Genomic DNA, 12,682 nt, shown 5'->3' with positions numbered 1-12,682 from the left:
TGTGTGGCGGAACGCAACGCCCGGGGAGCAACAGTCAACTGGCAATTCGCGCTCGATAAGGCGCGGGAGAAACTCACCCGCCACTACCAAAAGGTTTGTTCGAAAAACTCTCCTGACTAAGCACTAGCAGTTCAGGCAGAGCCAAGGCAGCTGTTTATATATCACTCAGAACAAAAGCCAACTTCTGTCACTTACTTAAGTCGTTCAGTAGCATAAGTGCCTTGTGCCGCTCTTGGGCACAAGCCGACCTGGGTCGACTTGCGCCCAAGAGCGGCACACATATTACACTTAATATCAAATACATACGCGCTAACACAACGGCAAATTTTCTCCTTTTAGGGATATAAGCAACGTTTACGGAAGTTTCATAACCCGGCAATTCTTCAGTGCGGGCAGAACCCACAGTTCCCGTTACGGTTTGCTATATTTGACCTATCCGCCTGCTCTCCGGAGCGTAGCGCTTCACTAATGGCACACCCATATGAGCCCCCTTCCCAGTAGTACCGCGTCGGTACAGATTCAGCAATTCTATGACAAGGGCCTGGCCCACGCCAGCTATGCCGTGCGCTGTGGCCGCCAAGTCGCCATCATCGACCCGGCCCGCGACCCGCAGCAATACTACGACTTCGCCGATGAGCACGAGGCCACAATCGTAGCCGTTATCGAAACGCATCCGCACGCTGATTTTGTGTCGTCGCACCTGGAAATAGCACAGGAAACCGACGCCTTTATTTATTGCAGCAAGCTGGTGCAGGCCAGCTACTCCCACCGCGCCTTCGACGACGGCGACCGTATCACGCTGGGCACCGTGGAGCTGCACGCCATCAACACACCCGGCCACTCCCCCGACAGCATCTCGATTCTGCTGATGGATGAGCTGGCTCAGACCCGCGCCGTTTTCACCGGCGACACGCTCTTCGTGGGCGACGTAGGTCGCCCCGATTTGCGGGAGGAGGAAATAGCCGGTGGCCACAAGCGCGAGGAGCTGGCCGCCCAGCTCTACGACAGTACCCGCCGCAAGCTGATGACGCTGCCCCCCACTACGAAGGTATATCCGGCCCACGGCCCCGGCTCGCTATGCGGTAAAACTACCAGCCCCGACCTAGATAGCACCATCGGGAAAGAGCTAAAAACGAATTACGCGCTGCAGCCGATGAGCGAGCAGGAGTTTATTAAGGTGCTGCTGGAAGATCAACCTTTCGTGCCGAAGTATTTCGGCCACGGCGTGCAGCTCAACAAGCAAGGCGCGCTGCCCTTCGAAGACAGCATACGGGCCGTGCCGCGCCTACAGCCCACGGCGGCGCTCGAAAATGGTGTTCTCATCATCGATACCCGGCCCCAGGCCGAGTTCAAGCAAGCGCACCTGCCCGGCGCCATCAATCTGCAGGATGGTGGCAAGTTTGAAACCTGGCTGGGCTCGGTGGTAGGCCCCCAAGAGGCTTTCTACCTTATTGCCGACTCGCAAATTGCCTTGGACACCGTAATCCGCAAAACGGCCAAAATCGGCTACGAAACCGGCATTAAAGGGGCGCTGCTTACCCCACCTACCCTGCCGGCCAGCAGCCTGTCCACAGTGGTAGAGCACGTGCGGGAGCGGCCGCAAGACTTTACTATCGTGGACATCCGGAACCGTACCGAAGCCAAACAGCCCATTTTTGCCAATGCGCTGGTTATCCCGCTACCCGAGCTGCGGGAGCGGGCCCACGAAATACCGACTGAGAAGCCTATTTTGGTGCATTGCGCCGGCGGCTACCGCTCGGCGGCCGGCGGCAGCATTCTGGAAGCGGCGCTGCCGGGAGCCCAAATCTATGATTTGGGCGAGGCCATTACGGAGTTTCAGAAGCAGGAGGTTCACTAGATTCTCGCAGTTTCTTCAAACAGCTTTATAGTAGCGTAGGGCATTCGTTAGCGAAATGGCCTACGCTGCTTCTATTTTGCGAGCAGCACAAATACGAAAATCAAATGTAATTTGCTATGACATTTAGCATAGGCAGCAGCGTTATAAGCAGAAATTTAGTTGGCCTCTTCTTTATGGGTCTGATCTTATTATTTTTCGCTGTTCAGCAGCTCGCTACCATCTGGACACCACGGAGTTCTTTGGTTTCATTAAAAGAAGTTCTTCAAAACTGCACTACATATACAACAAGCGTTAGCAGCGAGAGTCGCTACGGATATGAAGCCAAAAGCTAAAAATCCGAACTAGTCTTCTACCTGTATGAACACAAAAATAAATTTGCTTTAACAGAAAATATTGGCAGCAATTACCTACACAAAGGGCATGAAAACATCAAAAACGAGCTTAATCGAGCAGACTCAGTAACGGTCTGGGTGAAAAAGTCAGAGCTGACTTACTGGGAGCCGCAAGTTTTTCAAATTGCAACAGAGGATGAGATAATACTGGACTTTCAGGCTGTTCGCGTGAAGAACCAAGCACTCACATCCTTTCTTGTAGTGATGGGAGTATGCTGCATTATATTTCCGGTTTATAAATTATACCCTACGTTTTCTGGCAAACAGTAACCTGACACAAAAGTCATCTTATGAACAGTTATTTTGCGAAATAACGGCCAATGCACACGGCTTTAACAAAGCTGCTTCGGTAAACAACAGAAAGTAAAATAGGTAACATAACATACATCTTCTTTCTGCCGGCAGCAATGTTTGCATAGCAACCCCTTCCGGCTGGCAATTTTACTTCCGCCGCCACTGAGGTATCTTTGAGGTTCACTCTGACCTCATGCGCGTACTACACACCGCCGACTGGCACCTGGGCCAACGCTTTATCAGTGGCCACGAACGAACCGACGAGCACCGCTACTTTCTGGAGTGGCTGGTCGAGGTCGTGCGCGAGCAGCGGGTAGAAGTGCTGGTGGTAGCGGGCGACGTGTTCGATACCGGCTCGCCTTCCAACCAGGCGCTGGAGCTGTACTACTCATTTCTGCTGAGCATGCGCGGCACCGGCTGCCGCGACATCGTGGTGGTGGGCGGCAACCACGACTCGCCAGCCACTCTAAACGCGCCGGCCCGCCTGCTGCGCCACCTGCGGGTGCACGTGGTCGGCTGCGTGCCCGACTGCTTCGACGACCAGGTGCTGGTGCTCGACGATGCCGCGGGCAAACCGGGCCTGGTGGTGTGCGCCGTGCCTTTTCTGCGCGACCGGGACGTGCGCTTATCGGTGCCCGGCGAGGCGGCCGAGGAGCGCGAAGCCCGCATCAAGCAGGGCATTGCCGACCACTACAGCCGCGTTTCGGAAATCGAGCAGGTGTGGCAGCTCAAAGATCTGGGCCTGCCCGTGTTGGCTACCGGCCACCTCTACGCCGCCGGCGCCGCCCCCTCCGATTCGGAGCGCACCATTCACGTGGGCAACCTGGGCCAGGTGACGGCCGACCACTTCCCGACCATCTTCGACTACGTGGCGCTGGGCCATTTGCACCGGCCGCAGCGCGTGGGCGGCCGGGAGCATATTCGCTACAGCGGCTCCCCTATTCCGCTGTCGTTTTCCGAAGTCGACCACCCCAAGGAAATCCTACTGCTGGAGTTTGCGGTGGGTAAGCTGCACAGCCTCGAAGCACTGCCCGTACCCGGCACGCGCCGCCTGGCCCGCTTTCATGGCTCTTTGGAAGAGGTAACGGCTAGCTTGGCAGCCTATGACAACGCTGGATTTGTGTTGCCGGCTTGGGTCGACGTGGAAGTACACTCGGAGCTGACCCAGCTGGAAGTGGCGGAGCAGCTGCTCAAAACCATTGAGCAGCTCGACCGGCAGCACATCGAGGTGCTGGCGCGCCGGCATTTGCGGCTGGTTGCGCTCCGGGCCTTGGGCTCTGATGCCGATGACGAGCCCCTCACGCCCAGCCTCGACGATTTTACGGAGCGGGAAGTGTTTGCGCGCCGCCTGGAGGACGAGCCCGAAGCCGGTCGGGCCGGGTTGCTGGGGGCTTTCGATGAGCTGCTGGAGTGGATGCGGGAGGCGCAGTCCTGACCGGCGCGCGCTGTATTCCACCGTATCTTTGTGTATCCGCATTTCTGGTACCTGTCCGAGCTTTTCCGGGCAGTATGAGGCTTTCTTCGAATGAAAATTCTCCGTGTCCGTTTCTACAACCTGAACTCGTTGCGCGGCGAGCACGAGGTCGATTTTGCTGCCTCGCCCCTTTCCGACGCAGGCTTGTTTGCCATTACGGGCCCTACCGGCGCGGGCAAAACAACTATTCTGGATGCTATTACGCTGGCGCTCTACGGCCAGGTGCCGCGCCACGACGGCAGCGGCCCCGAGCAGGTAATGAGCCACGGCACCGGGGAAAGCTGGGCGGAAGTGGAGTTCCAGGTGAACGACAAGCACTACCGCGCCAAATGGGGCCAGTACCGCGCCCGCAAGCGGCCGGAAGGCAACCTGCAACCCCCGCGCATGGAGCTGAGCGAGCGGCAGGTGGCCGACGATGGGCAGGAGTCGTGGCCGTTTCTGGAAACCTACAAGATGAAAGTGCCGGCCCGGGTGGCCGAGCTGAGCGGGCTTGAATACCGCCAGTTTTTGCGCTCCGTGCTGCTGGCGCAGGGCGACTTTACCAAGTTTTTGAAAGCCAGCCCCGGCGACCGGGCCCAGCTGCTGGAAAAGATAACCGACACGCGGAAGTACTCCGACATCTCCAAAGCCGCCTTCGACAAAGCCAAGCAGGAAACCCAGCAGACTGAGGTGCTGCGGGCGGGTCTGGCGGGCGTTGCGCTGCTTGGCGAGGAAGAAGTAGCCGTTTTAGAGGCCGAAGTAGAGACCTTCAAGCTTCAGCTTACCACCACTACCACCGAGCAGCACCGCCTGGGCGAGGCGCAGCTCTGGCTGCGGCGGCTGGCCGAGCTGACCACCCGCCAGCACCACGGACAGCAACGGCTGCTTTCGCTGGCCCAGGAAGCCGAAGCCCTGTCGCCGATTCGGCAGCGCGTGAGCCTGCACGAGCAGGCCCTGCCTTTCCGCACGCCTTGGGCCTTGCTCCAGCAGGCTGAAACCCAGATTCAGCGACTCGGCCGGGAAGCCGAGCAGCTGAAGGTGCGGCTGCCTCAGCTGCAAGCGCAATGCGACCAGGCGGGCCAGCAGGTCCGGCAGGCGCAGCAAACGCGTGACACGGCCACCGCAGCCCAGCAGCAGCAGGAACCCAAGCTGCGGGAAGCCGAAAAGCTGGATACCGTGATGCAGCTCAGCGAAACGGAGCTGCACAAAGCCCGCCAGGAATACGACCTTCGCAACGAGCAGTGTAAGCAGCTGAAAGCCAGCGCTGACCAGGCCACCGGACGCCTACGCGAGCTGCAGCAACAGCTGCGTGAGCTCGATAAATGGCTTACACTAAATGCCAACGTCAGCGAGCTAACCCAAATACTACCCGAACTTTCAGCCAACATTCAGGACTGGGAGCATCTGAACAGCGAGTTGGGCCAGCTGCGGCAGCGCCTGCTGGACACCACGCAACGGCAGCAGCAGGCCCAGGCCGCCGCTGCCCGGCACCAACAAGCCGCTACCGCAGCTCAGCAGCAGCTCACGGAGCTCCTCGTTCAGCAGCAAGCCGCCACCACCGACCACCACCGCTGGCTGCGCTGCCTGCGCCACCAGGTAGCCGCCCTGCACCAGGAACAGGAAGCACAGCAGCAGCACTGGGACGATTTGCGCCGCAGCCTGCAGCTGCAGCAGCTGGTGATGTCGCACACCGATGTGCGCCAGCGGCTGGTGGCTGGCGAGCCGTGCCCGGTATGCGGTGCCACCGAGCATCCATATCTGGCGGGCGTGCTGGGCATCAGTGAAGATTCAATGCAGCGCGACCAGCAGCGCGAAGAGGCGCTGGGCCAGCACGTACGCGCCTTGGGGGCCCGCTTCAACCGCCTGCATACCTACGTTACGATGTTGGAGCAGCTCCATGAGGGCGCGGAAGTCAGCTCGAACGAGCCGGTTCAGCTGTTACCGGAAACCGAGGAGAAAAGCGCGGGCGAACAGGTAAAAGCTTTGGTAAAACACATGCAGGAGCTGGCACGCCAGCACGGAGCAGTAGCGCTACAGGTGGCCCGGGCCAGCAGCCAGCAGGCCAGCGCCACCCAGCAGCAGCACGACTACACCCAGGACGCCGGCCAGCTCGCCCGGCAGCTAGGCGACGCCGAGGAGCGGGTTCCGGCCGTGCGCGGCGTTATTGGGAGCTTACTGAGCAATTTTGGCCTGGAGTTCACCGATCAGAACGGCCGGGCATTGATGGAGCTGGCCGGTAAGCGCGCCGCTGAGTTCAGCCAGAACCAGACGCTTCATCACGAGGCCAACCGCGAACTGAGTGGTATCAGTGCTACTGTTGAGAAAACGGAGGAGGAACGTGGGCGGCTGCAGCTCTGGCTGCGAACCAGCAAGCAGGAGCTGCTGGAAAAACACGCGGCCATTCAACAGCTTCGCCAGCAGCGCCACGAGCTATTCGCGGGCTCCGATGTAGCACTGGCCCGGCGCGGGCTAGCCGCAGCGGTGGAGCAGACGACGCAGCAAGTGGAGCAGCTAACCCAAACCCTGAAGCTGCGGGAAACAGCCCTTTCTGTAGCCTCGGAGAGCCTGCGCCAAAGCGAGCAGGAAGCCGCCCGCCAGCGCCATGAGCATGAGCAGCAGCACGCCGCGTTGGTAGCCGACCTGCAAACCGCTGGCCTGGCCCCCGACCCTACGGCGCTGCCAACGCTGCTGCTGCCTGACTCGGAAGTGCGCCGCCTCGCCGATCAGCTCCAGACCCACGAGCGGGCCGTAGCGACCACCCAGCAAAGCCTGACCGAAGCAGCGCAGCAGTTGCAGCAGGAACACGGCCGTAACCTTACCAACGAGCCGGCCGAAACCATCGGCCAGCAGCTGCAGGGCATCAATGAGCAGCTGGCGCAGCTTAATCAGCAGCTGGGCCAGCGCCAGCAGCGCCTGCTCGACCACCACCGGGGCCTGGCCCGCCATGCCGCGCTGGCGCAGCAGCTGGCCCGGCAACAGCAGGAAGCCCGGCGCTGGCGGCAGCTGGCCGACCTCATCGGCTCGGCCGACGGCAAGAAGTTCAGCGAGTTTGCCCAGGGCCTTACCCTGGCGCGCCTCGTGGAGCTGGCCAACCGCCACCTGCACCGCCTCACCGACCGTTACCGCATCAGCCGCAACCAGCAAGAGCACCTCGACTTGCTCATCATCGACGAATACCAGGGCGGCAATAGCCGTTCTATGAACTCTCTTTCGGGTGGGGAAAGCTTCTTGGTGAGTCTGGCTCTGGCGTTGGGCTTGTCGGAGCTGGCGGGCCGCAAAACTCAGATCGACACGCTCTTCATCGATGAGGGTTTTGGCACGCTCGACCCCGACACGCTCGAAATAGCCTTGTCGGCGCTGGAAACGCTGCAAGGCACGGGCAAAACCATCGGCATTATCTCGCACGTCGAGGCCCTGAAGGAACGCGTGAGTACCCAGATCAGCGTGCGAAAAGGAGCGGGCGGCGTCAGCTCCCTGCGCATCATCGGCTTTGGAGAAGAGCGCTAAGCCCCCTTTCAGCGAGTAAGCTCTACTCAGCCCCCGCCGCCCGGATTTCGGCCCACGTCCAGTAGCGGCGGGACTGAATCCGGGCGTAGCCTTGTTGCAAAAAAGCTACCACGGCTTGCTCCACCGCGTCTGGATCAATGGACGAAGCATAGATTGGACGGTGGTCGGGGTCGGCGTAGCGCTCGGTCTTGCGCAGCGTTTTACCCGCCAAGCGCAACAATGGGCCGGTGTCGGTGATACCGTCGAAGGTCCAGCGGTGCGAGCTTTTTTCCTGGGCGTTCAGCTGTGCCGCCAGCGCCGCCAGCGGCAAGCGTGGCAGCGTGGGCCGCGACTCCAGATCAATCCAGGTAGTGTATTTATACTCCAGCTCATACCGCTGCCCCGCATAGATACTCAGCACGATATCGTCCCCGGCAGTATGTCCGAACAAGGCGTAATACGGCAACGGCTCCGGCGTGCGAATTACCACTAGGCCAATGGCCGGATGCCGCCGGATTTGCGTGGCCGAGCTCTGCATGCCAGCTACTGCCTGGCGCACTCGCTCGTATTCCGGTTTCCAGGCGGCCCGGCCGCTCTCCGGGTCCAGGAGCAGCGCTTCGAAGCGGGGCAGAAACCAGGCGAATTTTTCAGCCGAGGCTTCGTCTTCGCGCCGCCGCAGCACCGGCGCGCCAAACGGCGGATAAAACAGCTCCTTCTCTTTGGCATTCAGCCAGCACACCAGTTGCAGCGCCTGATCGGCTCGGTCGTCTTGCCAATCCAACTCCCGAAAGTCGCCGAGCAGGGCCGTGCGGCGGAGCAGCGCTTCGTGGCGCAACGCAGCTTCCGGGTGCAGCAGGCTCCAGACGCCCACAAAGCCATCCACGTCGAAATGATTGGCGGTTACGGCCCGGGCCGCCAGTTCCGTAAAGGCCGGGTGGCGCAGGGCGCGCAGCACCGAGCCGGCACTGGTATCGTCGCGCAGGGCAACGGGCGTGGGCGCGGCCCGCCAGTGGGCCAGCACCAGAGCGGCTCCGGTGGCAGTGCTGTCGACTACGATAGTCGGCTGGCGGCGCAGGGCCTGAAACGGGACAAAATGGTAGGACATTGGGAAGCCAAACAATCAGGACAGAATCAGCAAAGGCGGAGCGGGCACAGCTCCGAGTGCCAAAGCTAGCACGCAAGCGCTACTCCTATCCTGCTTCACCGCCGTCTTCGATTGGAAATATGCTCAATCCGGCTGCGGCGCACCCATTCCAGGTACTTCTGCAACTCAGGTGCAAGGCGCAGGGTTTCCACGGTCGAATACTTTCGGGCCAGCTCCCGGTTATCGAGTAGCAAATGAACCGTGCTGTGACACGGCTGGCACAGCGCTACCGTGGGCCCGTGGCGGCCACCTTCCTGCCGGGGCACCAAATGATGCCGCGACACGGAACGCACAAACCGCTGACACAGCTCACAGCCGGGTTCCGCTCCCACTGGCAGCTCAACTGTAGGCAGGAAGCGTTGCTGCTTAGCCCGTCGACGCGTCATAAGCAAAAGAGAAGCAAGCGGTTGTGACGAAAATAACTGGCACGCTTTTTATAAACCACTAGCGACGAAAAATCTGAAAAGTTGTTGCATCAGCATCCGAATTAATTCTATATTTGGTTGCGGGAGTGGAGCAAATACACTTCTCACCTGCATTTTAGCTTCTTTAAGGACTCTTAACAGGGTCGGTTTACCGTTCTACTCTTCGAAAACATTTTTTCCTTGCTTTAGTACTGCATCTTCCAACTTCTCAAATACTTGCCATGCGTAACTCTACTCACAACTCTTCACTTCGCCTTTCGCACCTGCTCCGGGCAGCCGGCTTGGTGCTAGCCTTGTTGGTACTGACGCCAACAGCCGCCCGTGCCCAAACCTGGATGGTATCTACTGATGCCTACATCAAAATGGGGGTCATGGATAAATTCGGACAGTTGGGTACCTACACCGCTCGTTTCGTGGTCATCAGCCAGACCAGCGGCAAGGAGTTTATCCTGGTGAAGCAAATCGAAAAAGGCCAGAACGGAATCGACGTAATCTTTCCTTCCGAACCTGCTGACGCTGACTACTTCAAGACTGAATCGGGCGAGGCGGCCAAAGGAACTCCGGGTCGCTATACCTGGGAGTGTCAGGTAGCGGGCAAGAAGGTAGTAGGTGGTCGTTTCACCTTCCCCGAGGTCGGCAACGATGTAACCGTCGTGGACCGACGCTAGCGCCAATTCGTTTTTTCTACACGGGAAAGCCCGCCGTTGCAGAGTCAGCGGCGGGCTTTTCTGCGTATAGCCCCGAGGCAGCCACAGGCAGTGAGCTGCTTCTCTCCTACCGCTAATCGTGTTGTCGCCATGCCGAAGAAATCTTTCACTGAACTCATCAACAGCCCTGGAATGCCGGTACTGGTCGATTTTTACGCCGACTGGTGCGGCCCCTGCAAAGCAATGGCTCCGATTCTGGAACAAGTAGCGGCGCAGCACCAGGGCAAGCTTAAGATCATCAAGATTGACGTTGACCGTAATCCGGCCGTGGCCCAGCAGTTTCGGGTGCAGGGTGTTCCAACGCTGATTTTGTTTCACAAAGGCCAGCCGGTGTGGCGGCAGTCGGGCGTGGTGCCGGCCCAGCAGCTCAGCCAAACGGTACAATCCTATCTGTAGCACGCAACTTCTGGGGCCGCTTATGGCTCCCGGGAGAGGGACCGGGCTGCTACCGGATAGTATTCTCAGCAACAGGTAGCAGCCGTAAACTATCCGCTTCGCTACGGGGTTTGCCAGACGAGGCTAACTACCTTTGTGCCCGTTTATCTTATCTGCCCCAATGCGTCTATTTGGTTTTGCTCTCTCCTGTAGCTTTACACTCTTCCTCAGCTGTTTGCCCCTGGTGCTGCCTGCGCAGCAACGAGCTACCCTGAGCGGCTACGTGCGGTCGGGGGCCGACCGGAGCGTGCTGCCGGGGGCCTCGGTAGCCGTGCCGGCGCTGGGCACGGGCGTCACCGCCGACTCGACCGGGTTTTATTCTCTGCCCCTGCCTACGGGCCGCCACCAGTTGGTTATTTCCTTTATCGGCTACCAAAGCCAGACGCGGGAGCTGAACGTGGCCCGAACGCAGCGTATTTCCTTCAGCCTGCCGGAAGCGAGCAACGAGTTGGGCGAAGTGCTGGTAGAAGGCACGGGCACACTGGAGCAGAAGCTGCAAACCACCCAGATGAGCGTGGAACACCTCAACGCCCGGGACGCCAAGCTGCTGCCAGCCCTTTTTGGGGAAGTCGATTTGCTCAAGACCCTGCAGCTCAAGCCCGGCGTGCAGAACGGCGGCGAAGGCACCAGCGGCCTGTTCGTGCGCGGAGGCTCGGCCGACCAGAACCTGTTTCTGATCGACGATGCGGTAGTGTACAATCCCTCCCACCTTTTTGGCCTATTTTCGGTTTTCAACGCCGATGCCGTACAGAGTGTGGACTTGTATAAGGGCGGCTTTCCGGCCCAGTACGGCGGGCGGCTCTCGTCGGTGGTAGATGTGAAGATGCGGGAAGGCGACGCCCAGAAGATTGGCGTTAGTGGTGGCCTGGGCCTTATTTCCTCGCGCCTGACGCTAGAGGGCCCCATCGTGAAGGACAAGGGTTCGTTTCTGCTCTCGGGCCGGCGCACCTACTTCGATATTTTCACGCGCCAGATCAATAAGCTCAACAAGGATCAGGAGGATTTCAACCCCATTCCGGACTACTATTTCTACGATTTCAACGCCAAGGCCAACTACAAGCTCGGCGAGAAAGACCAGATATTCTTCACTGGCTACTACGGCCGCGACATCTTTGGCTTCAATAGTCCCAACGGCTTCAACTTCGACTTTATCTGGGGCAATACGGTGGGCGCGTTGCGCTGGAACCACGTTTTCTCCCCGAAGCTGTTTCTGAATACCACCGTTTCGACCACGCGCTACCAGTATCAGATTGCCAATCAGCTCGACCAGTTCGGCTTCAGTCTGTCGTCTGAAATTCAGGACTATGCCTTGCGCTCCGACCTGGATTATGCTTTCAACGACAAGCACACGCTGAAGCTCGGCCTGAGTGCCACCAACCACCGCTTCAACGTCGGGCGCTTGTCGGCCAGCAGCACCGATGGCAGCCTCAACATCGGCTCCGAAACCATTTACCGGGGCCAGGAAGCGTCGCTCTACGCCTCCGACAACTACAAAGTCAACGATAAGCTCCAGCTTGACTATGGGCTGCGCTTCACCGGCTTTCAGAGTGGCACCGACCGGTTTGGCGCCGTCGAGCCCCGGGGTGCGGTGCGCTATTCGCTCACGCCCAAAACCTCGTTGAAAGCCAGCTACGCGCTGATGTACCAATACGTGCATTTGGTGTCCAACTCGGGCGCGTCGCTGCCCACCGATATCTGGTATCCGTCGCGCCAGAATGTGAAGCCCCAACGCTCCCAGCAGGTAGCCACCGGCATCAGCTTTCTGCTGGGCCAGGGCAAATACCTGCTTACCAATGAAGTGTACTACAAATGGGCGCAAAACCAGGTTGATTTCCGGGATGGGGCCCAGCTGTTTGCCAATGAAGACCTGGACGCGGAGTTTCTCTTTGGCAAAGGCTGGGCGTATGGCAACGAGCTGTATCTGGAGAAAAAATCGGGGCGCACCACGGGCTGGATCGGCTACTCCCTGGCCTGGACCAACCGGCAGTTTCCGGCCCAGCGCGGCGGCACGGGCATCAACAACGGCAAGGTATTTTTCCCGACCTACGACCGGCGGCACAACCTGACGGTGGTGGCGCTGCACAAGCTCACGGAGCGCATCAACCTAACGGCCTCGTTCGTATTCACGTCCGGCGCGCCTACCACGCTGCCCCAGGGTCGATTTTTGCTACAGGATGTTTTTGGCGACAACGTCACGGCCGTACCGGTGTACCCCGACCGTAACTCCTACCGCATGGCTCCCTACAACCGCATGGACCTGGGCATGGTCTACAAGCTGCGCCCCAAGCGTGGCGAGTCAGATCTGACCTTCAGTATTTATAATGCCTACAACCGGCGCAACCCTTACTTTATTTACTTCGAGCAGGTGGAAGACGAAGCAACGGGCGACGTGACCAACTTCCGGGCCCGGCAGGTGTCGCTGTTTCCGGTGATACCTTCCGTGACGTATAATTTTAAGTTTTAACCGTTTCTCGTCGGCTTCGTGTTG

8 protein-coding genes are annotated in these 12,682 nt (G+C 59.3%); 6 read left to right on the top strand and 2 right to left on the bottom strand.

All coding sequences use genetic code 11. The annotated features are described in order from the left end of the window. Positions 1-481: 481 nt before the first annotated feature. The 3 genes from E5J99_RS09110 (at position 482) to E5J99_RS09100 (ending at position 7,504) form a co-directional block, all read left to right on the top strand. Positions 482-1,858 carry an MBL fold metallo-hydrolase gene (locus E5J99_RS09110; protein WP_135497412.1) on the top strand — a complete coding sequence of 459 codons (1,377 nt, stop codon included), beginning with the start codon at positions 482-484 and terminating at the stop codon, positions 1,856-1,858. 879 nt (positions 1,859-2,737) lie between these two features. Continuing rightward, positions 2,738-3,979, top strand: coding sequence for an exonuclease subunit SbcD (sbcD, locus tag E5J99_RS09105; RefSeq protein ID WP_135497411.1), 1,242 nt, complete (start codon positions 2,738-2,740; stop codon positions 3,977-3,979). A 90-nt stretch (positions 3,980-4,069) separates the two neighbouring features. After that, positions 4,070-7,504: an AAA family ATPase gene (locus E5J99_RS09100; protein ID WP_135497410.1), complete on the top strand. Its 3,435-nt coding sequence runs from the start codon at positions 4,070-4,072 to the stop codon at positions 7,502-7,504. Positions 7,505-7,526: 22 nt separating this feature from the next. Here E5J99_RS09100 and E5J99_RS09095 read toward each other — a convergent pair whose 3' ends face one another. Together E5J99_RS09095 and E5J99_RS09090 are read right to left on the bottom strand one after the other, a co-directional pair. Next, positions 7,527-8,588, bottom strand: coding sequence for a DUF6687 family protein (locus tag E5J99_RS09095; RefSeq protein WP_135497409.1), 1,062 nt, complete (start codon positions 8,586-8,588; stop codon positions 7,527-7,529). Between the two features lie 95 nt (positions 8,589-8,683). Further along, positions 8,684-9,013, bottom strand: a complete 330-nt coding sequence (locus E5J99_RS09090; protein WP_245318824.1) for an HNH endonuclease — start codon at positions 9,011-9,013, stop codon at positions 8,684-8,686. 260 nt (positions 9,014-9,273) lie between these two features. Between E5J99_RS09090 and E5J99_RS09085 the strand changes: the two genes are divergently transcribed. The 3 genes from E5J99_RS09085 to E5J99_RS09075 all read left to right on the top strand — a co-directional run bounded on the left by E5J99_RS09085 (position 9,274) and on the right by E5J99_RS09075 (position 12,658). Continuing rightward, entirely contained in the window at positions 9,274-9,720 is a 447-nt protein-coding gene (locus E5J99_RS09085) for a hypothetical protein (protein WP_135497408.1), read from the top strand. 129 nt (positions 9,721-9,849) lie between these two features. Further along, on the top strand, positions 9,850-10,155 hold the full coding sequence (gene trxA / locus E5J99_RS09080) for a thioredoxin (protein ID WP_135497407.1): 306 nt from the start codon (positions 9,850-9,852) through the stop codon (positions 10,153-10,155). A gap of 223 nt (positions 10,156-10,378) precedes the next feature. Beyond that, a complete protein-coding gene (locus E5J99_RS09075) occupies positions 10,379-12,658 on the top strand; it encodes a TonB-dependent receptor (protein ID WP_245318826.1) in 2,280 nt (759 codons plus the stop codon). Positions 12,659-12,682 lie beyond the last annotated feature (24 nt).

The sequence above is a fragment of the Hymenobacter elongatus genome (assembly GCF_004745955.1).
GTDB lineage: Bacteria > Bacteroidota > Bacteroidia > Cytophagales > Hymenobacteraceae > Hymenobacter > Hymenobacter elongatus.
Note: the sequence above shows the minus strand (reverse complement) of the source record. Positions and strands in the feature narration are given on the sequence as shown.